At 60.6% G+C, this 21,592-nt stretch carries 17 protein-coding genes; 11 read left to right on the plus strand and 6 right to left on the minus strand.

All coding sequences use genetic code 11. From position 1 onward, the window contains the following. Positions 1–13: 13 nt before the first annotated feature. From fadA to AC3IP0_RS09730, 5 genes are all read left to right on the plus strand, one after another. Positions 14–1,189, plus strand: coding sequence for an acetyl-CoA C-acyltransferase FadA (fadA, locus tag AC3IP0_RS09710; protein ID WP_489327255.1), 1,176 nt, complete (start codon positions 14–16; stop codon positions 1,187–1,189). Between the two features lie 98 nt (positions 1,190–1,287). Then, positions 1,288–1,524 (plus strand): DUF1653 domain-containing protein, encoded by a 237-nt coding sequence (locus AC3IP0_RS09715; protein WP_007986363.1) that lies wholly within the window; start codon positions 1,288–1,290, stop codon positions 1,522–1,524. A gap of 114 nt (positions 1,525–1,638) precedes the next feature. Next, positions 1,639–4,266, plus strand: a complete 2,628-nt coding sequence (gene topA / locus AC3IP0_RS09720) for a type I DNA topoisomerase (protein ID WP_489327257.1) — start codon at positions 1,639–1,641, stop codon at positions 4,264–4,266. A gap of 143 nt (positions 4,267–4,409) precedes the next feature. Continuing rightward, on the plus strand, positions 4,410–4,934 hold the full coding sequence (locus tag AC3IP0_RS09725) for a DUF6586 family protein (protein ID WP_489319058.1): 525 nt from the start codon (positions 4,410–4,412) through the stop codon (positions 4,932–4,934). 94 nt (positions 4,935–5,028) lie between these two features. Continuing rightward, on the plus strand, positions 5,029–5,262 hold the full coding sequence (locus tag AC3IP0_RS09730) for a hypothetical protein (RefSeq protein WP_046041430.1): 234 nt from the start codon (positions 5,029–5,031) through the stop codon (positions 5,260–5,262). A gap of 93 nt (positions 5,263–5,355) precedes the next feature. Here AC3IP0_RS09730 and sulA read toward each other — a convergent pair whose 3' ends face one another. Beyond that, positions 5,356–5,832, minus strand: a complete 477-nt coding sequence (gene sulA, locus AC3IP0_RS09735) for an SOS-induced cell division inhibitor SulA (protein ID WP_007991406.1) — start codon at positions 5,830–5,832, stop codon at positions 5,356–5,358. Between the two features lie 10 nt (positions 5,833–5,842). Beyond that, a complete protein-coding gene (lexA, locus tag AC3IP0_RS09740) occupies positions 5,843–6,451 on the minus strand; it encodes a transcriptional repressor LexA (protein WP_150812432.1) in 609 nt (202 codons plus the stop codon). Positions 6,452–6,680: 229 nt separating this feature from the next. Between lexA and AC3IP0_RS09745 the strand changes: the two genes are divergently transcribed. The 3 genes from AC3IP0_RS09745 to AC3IP0_RS09755 all read left to right on the plus strand — a co-directional run bounded on the left by AC3IP0_RS09745 (position 6,681) and on the right by AC3IP0_RS09755 (position 9,307). After that, the gene (locus AC3IP0_RS09745) at positions 6,681–7,388 is read left to right on the plus strand and encodes a TetR/AcrR family transcriptional regulator (RefSeq protein WP_007974041.1); all 708 of its coding nucleotides are present in this window, start codon (positions 6,681–6,683) and stop codon (positions 7,386–7,388) included. A gap of 158 nt (positions 7,389–7,546) precedes the next feature. Continuing rightward, positions 7,547–8,557: a beta-N-acetylhexosaminidase gene (gene nagZ / locus AC3IP0_RS09750; RefSeq protein WP_056722002.1), complete on the plus strand. Its 1,011-nt coding sequence runs from the start codon at positions 7,547–7,549 to the stop codon at positions 8,555–8,557. Between the two features lie 12 nt (positions 8,558–8,569). Next, positions 8,570–9,307 (plus strand): S-methyl-5'-thioinosine phosphorylase, encoded by a 738-nt coding sequence (locus AC3IP0_RS09755; protein WP_489319059.1) that lies wholly within the window; start codon positions 8,570–8,572, stop codon positions 9,305–9,307. Positions 9,308–9,447: 140 nt separating this feature from the next. Here the strand turns inward: AC3IP0_RS09755 and AC3IP0_RS09760 are convergent, their stop codons facing one another. The 3 genes from AC3IP0_RS09760 to mfd are packed head-to-tail and all read right to left on the minus strand — an operon-like array spanning position 9,448 to position 16,186. After that, a complete protein-coding gene (locus AC3IP0_RS09760) occupies positions 9,448–12,141 on the minus strand; it encodes an SNF2-related protein (protein ID WP_489327258.1) in 2,694 nt (897 codons plus the stop codon). Between the two features lie 6 nt (positions 12,142–12,147). After that, entirely contained in the window at positions 12,148–12,726 is a 579-nt protein-coding gene (locus AC3IP0_RS09765) for a CsiV family protein (RefSeq protein WP_489319061.1), read from the minus strand. 10 nt (positions 12,727–12,736) lie between these two features. Next, the gene (gene mfd, locus AC3IP0_RS09770) at positions 12,737–16,186 is read right to left on the minus strand and encodes a transcription-repair coupling factor (protein ID WP_489327260.1); all 3,450 of its coding nucleotides are present in this window, start codon (positions 16,184–16,186) and stop codon (positions 12,737–12,739) included. Between the two features lie 363 nt (positions 16,187–16,549). Here mfd and AC3IP0_RS09775 point away from each other — a divergent pair, with 363 nt between their 5' ends. The 3 genes from AC3IP0_RS09775 (at position 16,550) to sthA (ending at position 20,817) form a co-directional block, all read left to right on the plus strand. After that, a complete protein-coding gene (locus tag AC3IP0_RS09775; RefSeq protein ID WP_223454470.1) occupies positions 16,550–18,013 on the plus strand; it encodes a glyceraldehyde-3-phosphate dehydrogenase in 1,464 nt (487 codons plus the stop codon). A gap of 164 nt (positions 18,014–18,177) precedes the next feature. After that, entirely contained in the window at positions 18,178–19,236 is a 1,059-nt protein-coding gene (locus tag AC3IP0_RS09780; RefSeq protein WP_489327262.1) for an FAD:protein FMN transferase, read from the plus strand. A 186-nt stretch (positions 19,237–19,422) separates the two neighbouring features. After that, positions 19,423–20,817, plus strand: a complete 1,395-nt coding sequence (gene sthA / locus AC3IP0_RS09785) for a Si-specific NAD(P)(+) transhydrogenase (protein ID WP_007984277.1) — start codon at positions 19,423–19,425, stop codon at positions 20,815–20,817. Between the two features lie 42 nt (positions 20,818–20,859). Here the strand turns inward: sthA and AC3IP0_RS09790 are convergent, their stop codons facing one another. Then, positions 20,860–21,582 carry a glycerophosphodiester phosphodiesterase gene (locus AC3IP0_RS09790; protein WP_489327264.1) on the minus strand — a complete coding sequence of 241 codons (723 nt, stop codon included), beginning with the start codon at positions 21,580–21,582 and terminating at the stop codon, positions 20,860–20,862. Between the last annotated feature and the right edge of the window lie 10 nt (positions 21,583–21,592).

The raw sequence follows: 21,592 nt of genomic DNA on the forward strand, positions 1-21,592 counted from the left end.
TGAGAGTGAACTTATGAGCTTGAATCCTAGAGACGTCGTGATTGTCGACTTCGGTCGTACTCCGATGGGCCGCTCCAAGGGCGGCATGCACCGCAACACCCGTGCCGAAGACATGTCGGCGCACCTGATCAGCAAACTGCTGGAACGTAACGTCAAGGTTGACCCGAGCGAAGTCGAAGACGTGATCTGGGGCTGTGTGAACCAGACCCTGGAACAGGGCTGGAACATCGCGCGCATGGCGTCGCTGATGACCCCGATCCCGCACACTTCGGCCGGCCAGACCGTCAGCCGTCTGTGTGGCTCGTCCATGAGCGCTCTGCACACTGCTGCGCAAGCGATCATGACCGGCAACGGTGACGTTTTCGTGGTTGGTGGCGTCGAGCATATGGGCCACGTAAGCATGATGCACGGTGTCGATCCGAACCCGCACATGTCGCTGTACGCGGCGAAAGCCTCGGGCATGATGGGCCTGACCGCGGAAATGCTGGGCAAGATGCACGGCATCACTCGCGAGCAACAGGACGCTTTCGGCGTGCGCTCCCACCAACTCGCCCACAAGGCGACCGTGGAAGGCAAGTTCAAAGACGAAATCATCCCGATGCAGGGCTACGACGAGAACGGTTTCCTGAAAACCTTCGACTACGACGAAACCATTCGTCCGGAAACCACCCTGGAAAGCCTGGCGGCTCTGAAGCCGGCGTTCAATCCAAAGGGCGGCACCGTGACAGCGGGTACTTCGTCGCAGATCACCGATGGTGCCTCGTGCATGATCGTGATGTCGGCGCAGCGCGCACAGGACCTTGGCATCCAGCCTCTGGCGGTGATTCGCTCGATGGCAGTGGCAGGTGTGGATCCGGCAATCATGGGCTATGGTCCAGTACCGGCCACACAAAAAGCATTGAAGCGCGCGGGTCTGGGCATCTCCGACATCGACTTCTTCGAGCTCAACGAAGCTTTCGCCGCACAGGCCCTGCCAGTGCTGAAAGATCTGAAAGTGCTCGACAAGATGAACGAGAAGGTTAACCTGCACGGCGGCGCGATCGCCCTGGGCCACCCGTTCGGTTGCTCCGGTGCGCGTATCTCCGGCACTTTGCTCAATGTGATGAAGCAGAATGGCGGTACCTTCGGGGTAGCCACCATGTGCATTGGTCTCGGCCAAGGCATCTCCACCGTCTTCGAACGCGTTTAAGCGTCTCGTTGATGGAAGCCGGGGCCAAGTGCCCCGGTTTTTGTTTTTCCGGATTTATTTGGTTTTTATTTTGAAAAAATTTGAGTGAGGGCCAAAGCATGCCGATACAACCTGGGCTCTACCAACATTACAAAGGTCCGCAGTACCGCGTATTCAGTGTTGCGCGGCATTCGGAAACCGAAGAAGAAGTGGTCTTCTATCAAGCCCTGTATGGCGATTACGGCTTTTGGGTGCGTCCCTTGAGCATGTTCCTGGAGTCTGTCGAAGTTGACGGCGAACAGGTGCCACGCTTTGCTTTGGTGCAGGCCGAAGAAAGCCTTTTTACCAAGCCATAAGCTGAGTGCGCGCAAAACCCTGCGCTTGACCTCACCTTGTTGCCACTATATATAGCGGTGCCGCGTCAGGCGCCAACCGCCTTTCACTTCTCGAATTCAGGAATTTTCTGATCCATGGGCAAATCGCTGGTCATTGTGGAATCCCCGGCTAAGGCCAAGACCATCAACAAGTATTTGGGCAACGAATACGTGGTGAAGTCGAGTATCGGCCATATCCGAGACCTGCCCACCAGCGGTTCGGCTAGCGCCAGCAAAGAGCCTGCCGCCAAGCGCGGCAAGGCTGCCGCGGGTGAAGTGCCGGCACTGTCGCCGAAAGAAAAAGCGCGCAAGCAGCTGGTCGCGCGCATGGGTGTCGATCCGGACCATGGCTGGAAAGCCAAGTACGAGATCCTCCCGGGCAAGGAAAAAGTCATCGAAGAGCTGCGCCGGCTCGCCAAGGATGCTGACACCATCTATCTCGCAACCGACTTGGACCGCGAGGGGGAAGCCATTGCCTGGCACCTGCGCGAAGCCATCGGTGGTGACGACACCCGCTACAAGCGCGTGGTGTTCAACGAAATTACCAAGAAGGCGATTCAGGAAGCCTTCTCGAAACCAGGCGAGCTGGATATCGACCGCGTCAACGCCCAGCAGGCGCGTCGCTTCCTCGACCGCGTCGTGGGCTACATGGTTTCGCCGCTGCTGTGGGCCAAGATCGCTCGTGGCTTGTCCGCCGGTCGTGTGCAATCGGTTGCCGTGAAGCTGGTGGTCGAGCGCGAGCGTGAAATCCGCGCGTTCATCCCGGAAGAGTACTGGGAAGTTCACGCCGACCTCGGCACCGCAAAGGGCGCGACCGTGCGTTTCGACGTGGCCCGCGAGAAAGGCGAAGCCTTCAAGCCGCTCAACGAAGCCCAGGCCATGGCCGCGCTGGAGAAGCTCAAGGCTTCCAGCTACAGCATCGTCAAGCGCGAAGACAAACCGACCAGCAGCAAGCCGTCGGCGCCGTTCATCACTTCCACCCTGCAACAGGCCGCGAGTAACCGCCTGGGCTTCGGTGTGAAGAAGACCATGATGATGGCCCAGCGTTTGTACGAAGCCGGCTACATCACCTACATGCGTACCGACTCCACCAACCTCTCGGTTGATGCCGTGGCGATGGCGCGTACCTATATTGAAGGCGAGTTCGGCAAGAAGTACCTGCCGGAAACCCCGAACGTCTACAGCAGCAAGGAAGGCGCACAAGAGGCTCACGAAGCGATTCGTCCGTCCGACGCCAATACCGAGCCAAGCAAGCTGTCGGGCATGGAGCGTGACGCTGAGCGCCTCTACGAGCTCATCTGGCGCCAGTTCCTCGCTTGCCAGATGCTGCCGGCGCAATACCTGTCGACCACGGTCACTGTGGGTGCCGGCGACTTCGAACTGCGCGCCAAGGGCCGCATCCTGAAGTTCGACGGTTACACCCGCGTCATGCCGCAAATCGCCAAGCCGGGCGATGACGACGTACTGCCGGACATGGCCCAGGGCGACGCGATGAAGCTGATCAAGCTTGATCCGACCCAGCACTTCACCAAGCCGCCGGCGCGTTACTCGGAAGCCAGCCTGGTAAAAGAAATGGAAAAACGCGGCATCGGTCGTCCTTCGACCTACGCGGCGATCATTTCGACCATCCAGGACCGCGGCTACGTGGCGCTGCACAACCGTCGTTTCTACTCGGAAAAGATGGGCGACATCGTCACCGAGCGTCTGGCGGAGAGCTTCTCCAACCTGATGGACTACGGCTTCACCGCCGGCATGGAAGAGCACCTCGATGACGTGGCCCAGGGCGAGCGCGACTGGAAAAACGTGCTCGACGAGTTCTACGGCGACTTCAAGAAGAAACTCGAAGTAGCCGAAAGCCCGGAACACGGCATGCGGGCCAATCAGCCGGTCATGACTGACATTCCGTGCACCACCTGCGGCCGGCCGATGCAGATTCGTACCGCGTCGACCGGTGTGTTCCTCGGCTGCTCGGGCTACAGCCTGCCGCCGAAAGAGCGCTGCAAGGCCACCGTCAACCTGGTGCCGGGCGACGAAATCGCTGCGGACGACGAGGGTGAGTCGGAGTCGCTGGTGTTGCGTGGCAAGCATCGCTGCCCGATCTGCAGCACGGCGATGGATGCCTACCTGCTCGATGAGAAGCGCAAGCTGCACATCTGCGGTAACAACCCGGATTGCGATGGTTACGAAATCGAAGAGGGCACCTATCGCATCAAGGGCTATGAAGGTCCGAGCCTGGAATGCGACAAGTGTGGTAGCGAGATGCAGCTCAAGACCGGCCGTTTCGGCAAGTTCTTCGGTTGCACCAATGCCACCTGCAAGAATACCCGCAAGCTGCTGAAGAGCGGTGATGCGGCGCCGCCGAAGATGGATCCGGTGAAGATGCCTGAGCTGAAATGCGAAAAGGTCAACGACACCTACATTCTGCGCGACGGTGCGTCCGGTCTGTTCCTGGCGGCCAGCCAGTTCCCGAAAAACCGCGAGACCCGTGCTCCGCTGGTGATGGAAATCATCCCGCACAAGGACGAGATCGATCCGAAGTATCACTTCCTCTGCGAAGCGCCGAAGAAAGATCCGGATGGCCTCCCGACTGTGATTCGTTACAGTCGCAAGACCAAGGAACAGTACGTGCAGACCGAAGTCGACGGTAAGCCGACTGGCTGGAAAGCGTTCTACGACGGCGGCAAGTGGACGGTCGAAGACAAGCGTCCGGCTGCCAAGGCGTAAAGCGTCGCAGCAATGAAAAGGCCGCATGAGAACCCTCGGGTTTTCATGCGGCCTTTGTTGTTTTGGACTTGCGGTTGGATCGGCTGATCCACGACACTGTCCAACCTGCATGAAGCAATTATTTCGTTGTGGAGGCTGCCGTCATGGCCCACGAACTGTATACCCGCACCAATCAGAAGATTTATTTCGCCGGCCTGTCGCTCGAAGCGCTGGCCCGCACTGAAGAAGGGCGGGCGATGAATTCGCTGGCGCTGATCCAGGCTGGGCGCGAATCCGCGCTGTTTCACCTGTACGGCGCGCTGTTGGGCCTGTGTCACGAGATCGCCGGTTTCTATCGCTTGCCTCAGGCCAATGCGCCCCGTGCAGAGATGTTGCTGACTCGCGAGGTGCTGGACACCATCGCCATTCCGGAAATGGCTGAGCTGGTCGAACTGGCCAATAATCCGGAAACCTGGCTGGCCAAGCTGTTGGCCGCCCATGCTGCGCTGTTTCAGCCGCCGCGCGCGCCCCACAAGCCGAAAGGGGACGTGACCCAGCCTCTGATCCAGGCTGTCAATCTGGATGAAGAGGAAGCGCCGCAAGAGCTGAGTCGGGAGGAGCTGGAGAGCTGGCGTCAGAATCTGAAAGGATTGGCGATCCGCTTTCGCGAAGGCCTGAACGAGTGCTGACAGAAACAGTTTTGGGATGGCATCTGGTCAAGATCCCGAGCGAAGCCTGGCCGATGCCTATATAATCCCCGCCTTTCGTGGAGAACAGTCCTTTATGCCAACGTCCTTTCTAGAAATTGTCGAGTTACCAGACGGCCGTATCGAGCTGCGCAGGGCCGAGGACGAGGGTTCTCTGGTTACTTTGGATTTCTCCGAGGACGCCAAGGCATTCCTGCAAGGGCAGCACGTGGAAGTCGCCAAGGCGATGTTGAGCGTGGGTGTTCAGATGGCGGGTCGCCTGGTTGAAGGCGAATTCGACAAGGAAGAGGGTTCGCGGGTTCTTCATTGAGCCCCGTCTGTCGCTTTTCTTGATGTCGCTACTCATCGGCTTCTCTGTCCCTGGAGAAGCCTTGCGCGGTGAAGTACGCGTATTGTCTGCCGGTTAACCCAGTCGAATATTCAGGCTCTGAGCGTCCCCGGTGCGGGCGGCGCTGATCAGTTGTTGCCGCGATTGGGGGCTCAACGGGTTGATCCAACTGACCACTGTATGGCTGCGACCCAGGCGCAGGGCTTCGCAGGTCAGTTGCTGGGCGCTCTGGGTGCCCCGCGGTTGCAGCAGCAGAATGCGCTCGCGGTTGAGGCCGGCATCTCGCAGCCAGGCTTGGGTCAGGCTGGCGGGCGGCGCGATCAGTGTCAGCCAGCGTGCGTCCTGGTCCTGGCTCAATTCCCTGAGGATCGGCGCCAGGAGACTCAGGCAGTTCCCGGCTGCACCACGCAGTGACAGCTCGCTGAAAACGTCAGGTTCGGCGCTCCAAGGGGACTCGACTACGTCTTTCAGAATCGGCGCCAATGGCTGTGCCATGAACGCTTCGAACAACGGCAGTTGGGTTTGCTGTGGTGATGTCTGTGGGAACTGCATGGTGCCTCCTTTAGCGGCGAATGACGCCGACACTCAAGCCTTCGATCACCAGTTCCTGGTCTTGAAGGTTCACTTCAATAGGGGCGAACTCGGGGTTCTCGGCGATCAGCCAGACTTTGCTGCCGTCACGCTTGAAGCGCTTGACGGTCACTTCGTCGCCGATTCGCGCAACCACGATCTGGCCGTTGCGGGCTTCGCGGGTGGTGTGGACCGCCAGCAGGTCGCCGTCGAAAATGCCGATATCCTTCATGCTCATCCCGTGGACGCGCAGCAGGTAGTCGGCACGCGGATGGAAGAAGGCGGGATTGATGTTGCAGGACTCTTCGATGTGTTGCTGCGCAAGAATCGGGGCGCCGGCTGCGACCCGGCCAATGATCGGCAGGGTGGAGTCGTCGGTCTTGGCTTCGAAACCGGGGATGCGAATGCCACGGGAGGCGCCAGGCGTCATCTCGATTGCACCCTTGCGGGCCAGTGCCTTGAGGTGTTCTTCCGCCGCATTGGGTGACTTGAAGCCCAGTTCCTGAGCGATTTCCGCACGGGTGGGTGGATACCCGTTGTCTTCCAGGCAGCGCTTGATGAAGGCCAGAATCTCTGCTTGTCGTGGCGTCAGCTTTAGCATATCGATCGCTCTGTTTTTTTATACAGTGACTGGGATTATATACAGTAAGTCGGTCTTGGCAATGCTCCATTTTTCAGTCGCCGCCGGACGGTCGAACAGTCAGTGGATTGAAGCTTCGCCGTTGTGTGGTTAAATGTCTGACCGACCATTCCCGAAACGAACTGCCAGACTTGACAATGCACAGGCTGAAACGTATGTTTCAAACAAGTGTTTGTCAGGCGGAGTAGCCATGGCCCAGTCGGAAACCGTTGAACGCATTCTTGATGCAGCCGAGCAGTTGTTCGCGGAAAAAGGTTTCGCCGAAACCTCGTTGCGTCTGATCACCAGCAAGGCGGGTGTCAACCTGGCGGCGGTGAACTATCACTTCGGTTCGAAGAAGGCGTTGATTCAAGCGGTTTTCTCGCGGTTCCTCGGGCCGTTCTGCATCAGCCTCGATAAAGAGCTGGAGCGGCGTCAGGCCAAGCCTGAAATCAAGCCGACGCTCGAAGAGTTGCTGGAAATCCTCGTCGAGCAGGCGCTGGTGGTGCAGCCGCGCAGCGGCAACGACCTGTCTATCTTCATGCGTTTGCTGGGGCTGGCGTTCAGTCAGAGCCAGGGGCACTTGCGTCGTTATCTGGAAGACATGTACGGTAAAGTGTTTCGCCGCTACATGATGCTGGTCAACGAAGCGGCGCCGCGTATTCCACCTATCGAACTGTTCTGGCGCGTGCACTTCATGCTGGGTGCGGCGGCGTTCAGCATGTCCGGAATCAAGGCCTTGCGCGCGATTGCCGAAACCGATTTCGGCGTGAACACCTCCATCGAGCAGGTCATGCGCCTGATGGTGCCGTTCCTGGCTGCCGGCATGCGTGCCGAATCCGGCGTTACCGACACGGCCATGGCCACGGCCCAGTTGCGTCCGCGTAGCAAATCGACACCGGTTGCCGCCAAGGTTTAACCGCACACGGGTGGGCGCGGCAGCTGACATCCGCTAAGCTAGCCGCCCATGCCGACTCTCGTTCTGAACCCGTTTCCCATTGATATCGCCGACCTGCCGGGCACTGTGCCTGGCGGCGAATCCGTGTGGGCCGGGTTAACTGTTATCAAGGAATTTTTATGACTGCTGGCTTGCAAGGCTCGTTGATGGTGGACGTCGCCGGTACCTGGCTGACGGCTGAAGATCGCCAATTGTTGCGCCAGCCCGAAGTGGGTGGCCTGATCATCTTTGCCCGCAACATCGAGCATCCGCGTCAAGTGCGTGAATTGAGTGCGGCGATCAGAGCCATTCGTCCGGATTTACTATTGGCGGTGGATCAAGAGGGTGGCCGCGTGCAGCGCCTGCGCCAGGGTTTCGTGCGCTTGCCCGCCATGCGCGCCATTGCCGACAATCCGAACGCCGAATACCTGGCCGAGCAGTGCGGCTGGATCATGGCGACCGAAGTGTTGGCCGTTGGCCTGGACCTGAGCTTCGCCCCGGTGCTGGACCTCGATTACCAGCGCAGCGCCGTTGTCGGCACCCGTTCGTTCGAAGGTGATCCCGAGCGCGCTGCCTTGCTCGCGGGTGCATTCATTCGTGGCATGAACAGCGCCGGGATGGCTGCTACCGGCAAGCACTTCCCTGGCCATGGCTGGGCCGAGGCGGATTCCCACGTCGCGATCCCCAACGACGAACGCAGCCTCGACGAGATCCGCGCCAACGACCTGGTGCCCTTTGCCAAGCTGAGCAAGCAACTGGCCGCGGTCATGCCGGCCCACGTCATTTATCCACAAGTCGATTCCCAGCCTGCGGGTTTCTCCCGCCGCTGGTTGCAGGACATCCTGCGCGGCGAGTTGCAGTTCGATGGCGTGATCTTCAGTGACGACCTGTCCATGGCGGGCGCCCACGTGGTCGGCGATGCCGCCAGCCGTATCGAAGCGGCGCTGACTGCAGGTTGCGACATGGGCCTGGTGTGCAACGACCGTGCGGCCGCCGAACTGGCCCTGAGCGCTGCCCAGCGTCTGAAGGTCAAGCCTTCCGAGCGCATTGCGCGGATGCGCGGCCAGTCGTTCGCCAGCACCGAATACCGTCAGGACCCGCGCTGGCTGGCCGCTGTCGGCGCGCTCAAAGAAGCTCAATTGATTGATTAAGGACTGTTCGTTATGACGGTTTACGCGATTATCGGTGGCACTGGCCTGACTCAACTCGAAGGCCTGAGCATTCGCCAGTCACTGGCAGTGGACACGCCTTATGGCGCACCTTCGGCTGACGTGCAGATCGGCGAGTATGCCGGCAAGGAAGTGCTGTTCCTCGCACGTCACGGTCATCCCCATCGTTTTCCGCCGCATCAGGTCAATTACCGCGCCAACCTCTGGGCGTTGAAGCAGGCCGGTGCCGAAGCCATTCTGGCGGTCAACGCCGTGGGCGGCATCCATGCAGCAATGGGCACCGGGCATTTCTGCGTGCCGCATCAGTTGATCGACTACACCAGCGGTCGTGAGCACACCTACTTTGCCGATGACCTGGAACACGTCACCCATATCGACTTCAGCTACCCCTACAGCGAACTGTTGCGCCAGCAACTGATTGCGGCATTGGCGGCGGAAGGCGTGGGCTACAGCAGTCATGGCGTGTATGCCAGCACTCAAGGGCCGCGCCTGGAGACAGTGGCTGAAATCGCCCGACTGGAGCGCGACGGCTGCGACATCGTCGGCATGACCGGTATGCCGGAAGCGGCCCTGGCCCGCGAGCTGGAACTGGATTACGCCTGTCTGGCGCTGGTGGTGAACCCGGCGGCGGGCAAGTCGACGGCGGTGATCACCATGGCCGAGATCGAGCAGGCGTTGCATGACGGCATGGGCAAGGTTAAATCGACCTTGGCGCGGGTGCTCAAGGGTTGAGTCCCACTTGATACCGAGTTGACTTCATCGCGAGCAAGCTCGCTCCCACAGTGTCTGCGTTGAACATAACTTTTGCGGACACCACTGAACCTGTGGGAGCGAGCTTGCTCGCGATGGCGGACTAAAAAGCGCCGCACATCTCAGCGCTTTTCAAGGTTTTCCGGCAGCGGCGCAAACAGCGCCTCGATATCATCGTTCTGCAGTTTCCAGTCCCCGGCCTTGCGCCCATCCAGCACGCCGGCCGCGAGGTCGGATTTTTCCTTTTGCAGGTGCTGAATCTTTTCTTCCACCGTGCCGCGCGCAATCAGTTTGTAGACAAACACCGGCTTCTCCTGGCCGATGCGATACGCGCGGTCGGTCGCCTGGTTTTCCGTCGCCGGGTTCCACCACGGATCGTAATGAATCACCGTGTCCGCCTCGGTCAGGTTCAGGCCAACGCCACCGGCCTTCAGGCTGATCAGAAAAATCTGACGCTTGCCGCTCTGGAATTCCTTCACCGGTGTGCGGCGGTCGCGGGTCTGGCCGGTCAGCAGGGCGTAGGCCACGCCGCGTTTGTTCAGTTCGTCTTCGATCAGTGACAGCATTGAAGTGAACTGCGAGAACAGCAGGATCCGCCGACCTTCCTCGAACAATTCCTCGAGCATTTCCATCAGGCTGTCGAGCTTGCCCGACGTGCTGCCACGGCTTGGCAGGGTCGCCTCGTTGACCAGGCGCAAATCGCAGCACACCTGACGCAGTTTCAGCAGCGCTTCGAGAATGATGATCTGGCTGCGGGCCACGCCTTTGCGGGTGATCTCGTCGCGGACTTTCTTGTCCATGGCCAGGCGCATGGTTTCGTACACATCGCGCTGGGCTTCGTTGAGTTCGACCCAGTGGATGATTTCGGTTTTCGGCGGCAACTCGGTGGCCACCTGTTCCTTGGTACGGCGCAACAGGAAAGGTTTGATCCGGCCGTTGAGGTGCTGGAGCCTGACCTCGCTGGTGCGTTTTTCAATCGGCACGCGGTAATCGCGGTTGAAGCTTTTGACGTCGCCCAGCCAGCCGGGCAGGAGGAAGTGAAACAGCGACCAGAGTTCACCGAGATGGTTTTCCAGCGGCGTGCCGCTCAGGCACAGGCGCTGCCGGGCATTGAGCTCGCGGGCAGCTTGTGCGGCCTTGCTGGTCGGGTTCTTGATGTATTGCGCTTCGTCCAGCACCAGTATGTGCAAGGGCTGCGCCGCCAGGCGTTCGACATCCTTGGGCAGCAGCGCATAGGTGGTCAGGATCAGATCGTAGTCAGCCAGCTTGTCGAAGTGCTTTTTGCGGCCGGCACCGTATAGCGCCAGTACCTTGAGCTGTGGCGTAAAGTGCGCCGCTTCGTCGAGCCAGTTGGGGATCAGGCTGGTCGGCATCACCACCATGCACGGGCGATCGAGGCGGCCGGCGTTTTTCTCGCTCAGAACGTGGGCCAGTGTCTGTAGGGTTTTGCCCAGGCCCATGTCGTCCGCGAGAATTCCACCCACTTCCAACTGCCGCAGTGATTGCATCCAGCTCAAGCCTTCAAGCTGATACGGGCGCAGCGTCGCATTCAGGCCTTCCGGGGCAGCGGTCGTGTGGTCCTTGATGTCGCGCAAGCGCTGGGCAAAGGTGCGGATCTGTTCGCCACCCTCCCACAGCAGTGGCATGTCTTCCAGCGGGTTCAGGCGCGTGGCATCGGCCTTGCTCAGGCGCAGCGTGGTGTCGCCGGGCTCATGCAGGTAGAACTCGCCGAGGGTGGCCAGCACCGGCTTCAAGCGGCCGAAGGGCAGGGCGACTTGCAGCGGGCCGTACTCGGAGTTCGGGCGATTGGGGATGTTGACCAGGATCAACTCGTCGTCGCGGCGTCGGGCAAGGCGTTCCGGGTTGAGGATTTCGGTGTGGGAGCGCATCAGGTTGAGCAGGATCGGCAACAGGCTCAGGCGTTCGCCGTTGACGATGATCCCCAGTTCCAGGTCGAACCAGTCGCGTTCCGGTGCCTGTTCGACCGTGGCGTACCAGTCGTCTACCGCCGTCAGGTCGAAACCGAAGTCCTCGTCGATCTGCAATTCCCAGCCCTGGGTGCGCAGCTTCGGCAGTTCATTGAGGGTAAAGGTCAGCCAGGCGCTGTCATTGACCATCTCGAACAGCTCGCCGGCGCTTTCCGGCAAGGCCTTGCTTTGCCGGGTGGCGACTTTGAAGCCGAGGATTCGCAACTGTTCCCGGTAGGACTGCTCCACTTCCGGGTGGCGTTTTATCCGCAGCGTCTGGGTTTCTTGGCGAATCAGGATGTCGGTGTTTTTCTGCCCGCAAACGTATTCGTCCAGGTAACTGAAAGACAGCGCCGCGCGATGCTGGATGTAACGCTGCATTCGACCGTTGCGCGGCTCGAACGCGCTGAACTCGATACTGGCCAGCCACAGGCGCGGGACGGGCTGCACATTGTCCACCAGCACTTGCGGCGGGGCTTTCGGGTTGCGGTTTTCCAGGACTGCCTGGAGTTTTTCCAGGAGTTCGGCGTCTTTGGCGGCAGCGGGGTAGTCGAGGGTTTCCTGTACTTGCAGGAGCACCGCCGCGCAATGTTTGCAGTTGCTGTGGACCGGGCAGGAGCAGGTGGCGTCGACCATCAGCAGCGTGCCCTTGGCTGACTCGCGCAGGCGAATGGTCTGACGGTAAACGTTACCGCCAGAGCCTTCGCAGGCGGCAATGATCGTGGCGTCGCCGGCCTCGACGATCCTGACACGATTCTCCAGCGCGTAACGGCGACCACGCTCCAGGCTCTGTTCCTTGAATCGGCTGACCCAGGATGGTGCCAGGGGTTTGCTCAGGGTCGCGGACATAGGGAATCAGTCCGGAATTTCTTCGGGAGCTGCTCGGGGGGCGGGGGCGGTCAGTGAGGTGATCTTGATCAGCAGGCCGAGGTGGCCGTTGTCGAGGAAGTTCAACTGGCCGTTCTTGGTGTGGCTTTCCTGTTTCAAGCGCTCGCTGGCGGTCACCATGCCATTGGCATCGATCTGGTTGACCCAGAAATCGGCGTCGACGTCGGTAAAGCGTCCCAGTTTCATGTTCAGTGTGCCCTCGATCGGGAACTGACCATATTGTTCCTTGCCGTCGCTGACCGCCACTTTGCTGGCCGTTTCGCCGAGGGGCTGTTGCCAGGCCTTGTGCAACAACACCGTGTAGTCGGCGCTGCTGGTGAGTTTTTCCACCTCGCCATTCAGGCTTGGCGTACGCAGGCTGTCGGTGCTGACCGGTTGGGCGCCAGCCGCCCAGTCTTCCGGCGCGGCGCGGCTGACAATCGCCGGCACGGCGTTTTGACGGACCAGAATCATTTCGACCTGATACAGGTCATCGGCATATGCCGTGGGTGCGACCAGCGCTGGCATCAACAGGGTCAGCAGGGTCAGTGAGCGAAACAGGCGCATGCGGCGTCCTTCAAGCAGTTTTCGGAACGAGGCGCTCGAACAGCGCCTCTACAGTATTAAAGCGCTCTTCCGGGCGCTCCATCGGAACCATGAACTTGAACATCGTGGCGCCTTCGAATTTGTAGCGTTTTGGCTGGCTCTGGATCAGTTTGATCAGGGTCAGCGGGTCGACCGGCGTCTGTGCGGCGAACTCGACGCGACCGCCTTGCGGGCCGCCATCGACTTTCTTGATGCCCAGTTGCTCGGCCTGCAATTTCAATGCAGTGATACGGATCAGGTTCTTGGTCGGTTCCGGCAACAGGCCGAAACGGTCGATCATCTCCACCTGCAAATCCTTGAGGCCGTCCTCGTCGGTGGCCGAGGCAATGCGCTTGTAGAGAATCAGGCGGGCGTGGACATCCGGCAGGTAGTCTTCGGGAATCAACGCCGGTACCCGCAAGTTGACTTCCGGGCCACCGCCTAGCGGTTGATCGAGGTTTGGCTGCTCGCCCTTGCGGATCGATTTCACCGCGCGCTCGAGCATTTCCATGTACAGCGTGAAGCCGACGGCCTGGATCTGCCCGCTCTGGCCGTCGCCGAGTAGTTCGCCGGCGCCACGGATTTCCAGGTCGTTGGTGGCGAGCACGAAGCCCGCGCCGAGATCCTGGGTGTTGGCGATCGCCTCCAGGCGCTTTTCCGCGTCCGGGGTGATTTGCTGGCGTGGCGGCGTCAGCAGGTAGGCGTACGCCTGGTGGTGGCTGCGTCCGACCCGGCCGCGCAGCTGGTGCAATTGTGCCAGGCCGAACTTGTCGGCGCGCTCGATGATGATGGTGTTGGCGCTCGGTACGTCGATGCCGGTCTCGATGATGGTCGAGGCGATCAGCACGTTGAAGCGCTTGTGGTAGAAGTCGCTCATCACCTGTTCGAGATCGCGTTCGCGCATCTGCCCGTGACCGATACCGATCCGTGCTTCCGGCACCAGTTCGGCGAGGTCGGCGGCGCATTTCTCGATGGTCTTCACGTCGTTGTGCAGGTAGTAGACCTGGCCGCCACGCAGCAACTCACGCAGCAAGGCCTCTTTGACCGTGCTCTTGTTCTGCTCCATGACAAAGGTGCGGACCGACAGGCGACGGGCCGGCGGCGTGGCGATGATCGACAGGTCGCGCATGCCGGACACCGCCATGTTCAGCGTGCGCGGAATCGGCGTGGCGGTCAGGGTCAGGATGTCAACTTCACTGCGCAGGGCCTTGAGCTGTTCTTTCTGGCGCACGCCAAAACGGTGTTCTTCGTCGATGATCACAAGCCCGAGGTTTTTGATCTTCACGTCGTCCTGCAGCAGCTTGTGAGTGCCGATGACGATGTCGATCCTGCCTTCAGCCAGGTCCGCGACCGCCGCATTCACTTCCTTGGCCGACTTGAAGCGGCTCATCACTTCCACGCTCACCGGCCAGTCGGCGAAGCGGTCGCGGAAGCTGTTGTAATGCTGCTGGGCGAGCAGGGTGGTCGGCACCAGGATCGCCACCTGGCGACCGCCATGCACGGCGATGAACGCGGCGCGCATCGCCACTTCGGTCTTGCCGAAGCCAACGTCGCCGCACACCAGGCGATCCATCGGCTTGGGCGCAAGCATGTCTTCGCGCACTGCGTCGATGGTGGTTTGCTGGTCCGGGGTTTCTTCGAACGGGAAACCGGCGCTGAAGGTGGCGTAGTCGGCTTTCGGATCGGCGAAAGCGTAGCCTTCGCGGGCGGCGCGGCGGGCATAGATGTCGAGCAGTTCGGCAGCGACGTCGCGCACCTGTTCGGCGGCTTTGCGCTTGGCTTTCTGCCAGGTCTCGGAACCGAGGCGGTGCAGCGGGGCCAGGGCATCGTCGCTGCCGGTGTAGCGGGCGATCAGGTGCAGGTTGGCCACCGGTACATAAAGCTTGGCGCCTTCGGCGTATTCCAGGGCGAGGAATTCGGCGGTCTGGCTGTCGATTTCCAGGGTCGCCAGGCCCAGGTAGCGGCCGACACCGTGGTCGATGTGCACCACCGGCGCACCCTCGCGCAGTTCGGTGAGGTTCTTGATGACGGCATCGTTGTTGGCGTCGGCGCGCTTTTCGCGGCGACGGCGCTGCATCACGCGCTGGCCGAACAACGGGCTTTCGGCGACGAGGGCCAGGGCCGGGTCGTCGAGCAGCAAGCCTTCGTCGAGCGGGGCGATGGTGATCGCCAGGCGTTCCTTGCCGGCGACAAAGTCCGGCCAGCTGTCGACGGTTTTCGGGCGCAGCTTCAAGCGTTCCAGCAGCTCCAGCAACACTTCGCGGCGGCCTGCCGATTCGGCGGTGAACAACACGCGGCCGGGGAACTGGTCGAGGAAGTCCGCCAGTGCCGCCAACGGTTGGGTGGCTTTGGCTTCGATCGCCAGGTTGGGCAACTCGCGAGCGGGGAAGCGTTCGCGACCGCCACCGCTTTCCACGTCCTGTTGACTGGCCACCACGCGCGGCCAGTTCTTCAGGCGCGCGAAGCAGTCTTCCACCGGCAGGAACAGTTCGGCGGGCGGTAATAAAGGACGGGACGGGTCGACGCGGCGTTCTTCATAGCGATTGCGCACGTCGTTCCAGAAGTTTTCCGCGGCCTGCTCGATGCCGGGCAGCGAGAACACTTGGGTGTCCTGGGGCAGGTAATCGAACAGCGTCGAGGTTTCTTCGAAGAACAGCGGCAGGTAGTACTCGATACCGGCCGGGGTAATCCCGCTGCTCAAATCCTGGAAAATCGGGCAGCGGCGGAAATCGACATCGAAGCGCTCGCGGAACCGCGCCTTGAAGCGGGTAACCGCTTCTTTTTGCAGCGGGAATTCCTTGGCCGGCAACAGCTTGACCGAGTCGACTTTGTCGATCGAACGCTGGTTCTCCGGGTCGAAGGTGCGCAGGGTTTCGATTTCGTCGTCGAACAGATCGATGCGATACGGCAGCTTGCTGCCCATCGGGAACAGATCGATCAGCGAACCGCGAACGGTGAACTCACCGTGTTCATACACCGTGTCGACGTAGCGATAGCCCGTGGCTTCAAGCCGGGTGCGCATTTGCTCGACGTCGAGCTTCTGGCCGATATCCAGCACCAGGCTGCTGCCGAGCAGGAATTTGGTCGGCGCGAGGCGATGCAGGGCGGTCGTGATTGGCACCACCAGCACGCCATGACTCAGTTCCGGCAGCCGGTACAGGCTGGCGATGCGCTGGGAAATGATGTCCTGGTGCGGCGAGAACAGGTCGTAGGGCAGGGTTTCCCAGTCGGGAAAATGCAGTACGGGCAAATCCGGGGCGAAGAAACCCAGCTCCTGTTCCAGCCGTTCGGCACTTTGGCTGTCGGCGGTCAGCAGCAGGGTAAAGCGCTTGGCAGCGCTGGCGGCCTCGGCGATGGCCAGGCTCAGGGCGGCACCGGGCAGGTTGCCCCAGTGCTGTTTACCTGCCGCGGCAGGGAGAAGCGGTAGACGCAGAACGGGCACGGAAGGTTGAGCTCCAAGCGTTGCGACAAAGTCGGCAATTGTAGCGGTCAACGATGCCGCCTGTCAGTTGCTGACTGCGTCTAAAGCACGGGTTTGGTGAAATGTAGTGGTAAAGACAAAATTCGGCGCTTTTTTGCCCGAAATTACTGAATATGTAGTGGCAAATACAACGAGTGTTACGGAGGGTTACGGATAACGAGGCGCGGCCTCCAAAAAATTGACTGCGCTGAAAGCCCCGGTTTTATTGGGTTTGAGCGGGGCGTAATTTTTTTGAACGACGAATTGTTACGTAAAGCACGACGGGCGCGCATTGCTACCGTTGTCACTCGGCGGCATAATGTAGCCCCTTTTTTCTGCCCCTACATGTGGAAGGTTCCCGTGACTCAGAAGCCCGACCAGTGTCTTGGTGAATGGATCGACCGTGAAGCACTCGCAGAAGCGATGATTCCGCTTATCGGTCAGCTCTACCGCAATAACAACGTGGTGAGCTCGATCTATGGCCGCAGCCTGATCAATCGTTCAGTCATTGCGATTCTCAAAGCTCACCGCTTTGCTCGTCACCGTCAGTCCGACGAAAGCGAGCTGTCCGTCCACGAAACATTCCCGCTGATCAAGGCGATGAGCGAACTCAAGCTCGGCGCCGCTTCGGTGGACCTGGGCAAGCTGGCGGCCAAGTTCAAGGCCGAAGGCAATGGCCGTACTGCCGAGCAGTTCGTCCGTGAAGAACTGGCTGACGTGGTTGGCCAGCAAAACGCATCGGCCCGCAAAGGCACCGACGTTGTCCTCTACGGCTTCGGTCGTATCGGCCGTCTGCTGGCGCGCATCCTGATCGAGAAAACCGGTGGTGGCGACGGCCTGCGTCTGCGCGCCATCGTTGTCCGCAAGGGCGCCGAGAACGACCTGGTCAAGCGTGCCAGCCTGCTGCGCCGCGACTCGGTCCATGGTCCGTTCGATGGCACCATCACTATCGATGAAGCCAACAACACCATCACCGCCAACGGCAACCTGATCCAGGTTATCTACGCCAAGAGCCCGGCCGAAGTCGACTACACCCAGTACGGCATCGAAAACGCTCTGATCGTCGACAACACCGGTGTATGGCGTGACGCTGACGGTCTGGGCCAGCACCTGGCTTGCCCGGGCGCTGCCCGCGTGATCCTCACCGCACCTGGCAAGGGCGCGCTGAAGAACATCGTGCACGGCATCAACCATGGCGATATCACCCCTGACGACAAGATCATTTCGGCGGCTTCCTGCACCACCAACGCCATCGTGCCGGTGCTCAAGGCAGTCAACGACAAGTACGGCATCATCAACGGCCACGTCGAAACCGTTCACTCGTTCACCAACGACCAGAACCTGATCGACAACTTCCACAAGGGCAGCCGTCGTGGCCGCGCCGCGCCGCTGAACATGGTTATCACCGAGACCGGTGCCGCCACCGCAGCCGCCAAGGCGCTGCCAGTGCTCAAGGGCAAGCTGACCGGCAACGCGATTCGCGTTCCTACGCCAAACGTGTCGATGGCCATCCTGAACCTGAACCTGGAAAAGGCCACTACTCGCGAAGAGATCAACGAGTACCTGCGCCAGATGGCCATGCACTCGGATCTGCACAAGCAGATCGACTACGTCAGCTCCCAGGAAGTGGTTTCCACCGACTTCGTTGGCTCGCGCCACGCAGGCGTAGTGGACGCGGAAGCGACCATCACCCAGGATAACCGCGTTGTTCTGTACGTTTGGTACGACAACGAGTTCGGTTACAGCTGCCAGGTGGTTCGCGTGATGGAAGACATGGCCGGTGTAAACCCGCCAGCATTCCCGCGCTAAGCCTTTAGCTGCACAAACAAAAACGCCCCGACCTTGGTCGGGGCGTTTTTGTTTGTGCTGCTTTTGTCTGTTGAGGGGTGTGTTGTTCGGACTGGCCTCATCGCGGGCAAGCCCGCTCCCACAGTTCTATCGCATAATGGCTGGCCCTGGCGGCGTGTCAGGGGATGTTTCGGGGAGCTCGGGAATTGTTGATCAGGTGGCAGGGGGTGGCATTTTTGCTGCTCGGCGCACTATCAGGCTGTGGCAACGGCGACGCCCTCGAAAGCTTCGGCGGCCCGACCATGGGCAGCACTTATTCGATCAAGTATGTGCGTCATGCCGGCCTTCCGGCGCCGGACGAAGTCCGTGTCCAGGTCGAGCAGATCCTCGCTGACATTGACCGGCAAATGTCGACCTACCGCAGCGACTCGGACATCGAGCGCTTCAATGCATTACCGGCCAACGGCTGTCAGGCAATGCCGGCGTCGATCCTCGAATTGGTCCGCGTGGGCGAGCGACTGTCAGTGCAAAGCGACGGTTCCTACGATCTGACGGTGGAGCCGTTGCTGAACCTCTGGGGGTTTGGCCCGCAGGCCCGCGGGGAGAAAGTCCCGACCGCCGAAGCGCTCGCCGAAGCCCGCAAGCGCGTCGGTCACCAGCACTTGCGTATCGAGGGCGACCGGTTGTGCAAGGACGCCGCCGTCGAGGTCGACTTCAATAGCATCGCCGCAGGTTATGCGGTGGACACGATTGCCGCGAGACTCGAGGCGATGGGCATCCATGACTACCTCGCCGAGGCCACGGGCGAGCTCAAGGCGTCCGGCAGGAAGGCTGATGGCTCGCCATGGCGCATCGCTCTGGAAGAGCCTCGGGATGACCGGCAGGTGGCCGAGCGGGTCATTGTTGTCGACGGCTATGGCCTGTCCACCTCCGGCGACTACCGTAACTATTTCGAGCAGGACGGCCAGCGTTTTTCCCACACCTTCGATGCCCGCACCGGTTCTCCGGTCTCACATAACCTGGCATCGGTCACGGTGATTCATCCTTCGGCGTTGATGGCCGATGGCTTATCGACGCTGTTGCTGATTCTCGGCCCGGAGCGCGGTTGGGACTACGCAGAAAAACACGATATCGGCGCATTTTTTGTGATTCGTGCCGATACAGGTTTCGTCACACGCAGCAGTCACGCTTTTGAACGCCTCAGTGGCAAAAAAACCGAAGGTTTTCGGCGATTCGAGCATTGAAAACTGGCGTTGTAGCTCAGGCAAAAGTAGCCTACGACGCGACCAAGGGTTAATGTGCGCGGCGTTGACGCTTCTATAGACTGTGTCCGGGTTCTGCACTGGCCCCAAATTGTTCCTTCATGCCACGCATTGGCGTGATTTAGCCGCAGGTGCCGAGGGTGCCGCGGCCTGTTCTGAGGAGTACGCATGGCTGTCTACAACTACGACGTGGTGGTGTTGGGTTCCGGCCCGGCGGGGGAAGGCGCGGCAATGAACGCCGCCAAGGCAGGGCGCAAGGTGGCGATGGTCGATAGCCGTCGCCAGGTCGGCGGCAACTGCACTCACTTGGGCACCATCCCGTCCAAGGCACTGCGTCACTCGGTGCGGCAGATCATGCAATTCAACACCAACCCGATGTTCCGGGCCATTGGTGAGCCGCGCTGGTTCTCGTTCCCGGACGTGTTGAAAAGCGCCGAGAAAGTCATCTCCAAACAAGTCGCTTCGCGTACCGGCTACTACGCCCGTAACCGCGTCGACGTGTTCTTCGGCACCGGCAGCTTCGCCGACGAGCAAACCATCGAAGTGGTCTGCGCCAACGGCGTGGTCGAGAAGCTGGTGGCCAAGCACATCATCATTGCTACCGGTTCGCGTCCTTATCGCCCGGCGGACATCGATTTCCACCACCCGCGTATCTACGATAGCGACACCATCCTCAGCCTCGGCCACACCCCGCGCAAACTCATCGTTTACGGCGCCGGCGTGATCGGTTGCGAATACGCTTCGATCTTCAGCGGTCTGGGAGTATTGGTTGAATTGGTGGACAACCGTGGTCAGCTGCTGAGCTTCCTCGACTCGGAAATTTCCCAGGCGTTGAGCTATCACTTCAGCAACAACAACATCACGGTTCGCCACAACGAAGACTACGACCGCGTCGAAGGCGTGGACAATGGCGTGATCCTGCACCTCAAGTCCGGCAAGAAGATCAAGGCCGACGCCTTGCTTTGGTGCAACGGTCGTACCGGCAACACCGATCAGCTGGGTCTGGAAAACATCGGCGTGAAGGTCAACAGCCGTGGCCAGATCGAAGTCGACGAGGCGTACCGCACCTGCGTGCCGAACATCTACGGCGCCGGTGACGTGATCGGCTGGCCGAGCCTGGCCAGTGCCGCCCACGACCAGGGCCGTTCGGCTGCTGGCAGCATTGTCGATAACGGCAGCTGGCGCTTTGTGAATGACGTGCCGACCGGCATCTACACCATTCCGGAGATCAGCTCGATCGGCAAGAACGAGCAGGAGCTGACCCAGGCCAAGGTGCCGTACGAAGTGGGCAAGGCCTTCTTCAAGAGCATGGCGCGGGCGCAGATTGCTGGCGAGCCGCAAGGCATGCTGAAGATCCTGTTCCACCGTGAAACCCTGGAAGTCCTGGGTGTTCACTGCTTCGGTTATCAGGCGTCGGAGATCGTGCACATCGGTCAGGCGATCATGAATCAGCCGGGCGAACTGAACACGTTGAAGTACTTCGTCAACACCACGTTCAACTACCCGACCATGGCCGAAGCCTATCGGGTAGCCGCATACGACGGCCTCAACCGGCTTTTTTGACGGGCTCCGGCCGGTGGCCTGAGCCGGCCGGGGAGACCGATTTCAGCAATTCTCGAGCGTGGCAGTGGCCAAACCGGGAAAGTCTGTAATCAGGCTGTCAACGCCGAAGTCGGCGAGTCTGCGCATCAGCGCGGGCTCGTTGACGGTCCATACCGACACATGCAGCCCCTGACGCTGCGCCCTTTGCAGGCGTTCCGGCGTGCACAGGGTCCAGTTCAGCGCCAGAATCTCACAGCCATAGCTGGCCGCGACCTTCAGCGGGTCGAGCCAGGCGTACTCGGCCACCAGCCCGCGGGACACGTCCGGCACCAGTTCCAGCGCAGCCTTGAGCACTTCACGGGAACTCGAGGTGATGGTCACCTTGTCCATCAGGCCATGACGCTGCACCATTTCGCGAATCGCCAGCACGGTGGTCGCGGCACGCATCCTTGATGCGCTTTTGACTTCCAGTTGCCAGTGATCGAAGTCGCATTTCTCGAACAGTTGTTCCAGCGTCGGAATCGGGCACGGCTTGATCCAGCCCGGGCCGCCGTTGCGTGCGTCATACGTCACCAGCTCGGCCGCCGTGTGTTCGACGACCTTGCCGCGACGGTCAGTGGTGCGCTTGAGGGTGGGGTCGTGGATGACCATCAACTCGCCGTCCATGGACAGGTGCAGGTCCAGTTCGCAGCGACGCACGCCGTGCTTGAGACATTCCTGAAAGCTGGTCAGGGTGTTTTCCGGTGCTTCGCCCTTGGCGCCGCGATGGCCGTAGATGAGGGTCACGGTTCTTCCT

This window comes from Pseudomonas sp. GL_103 (genome assembly GCF_057835175.1).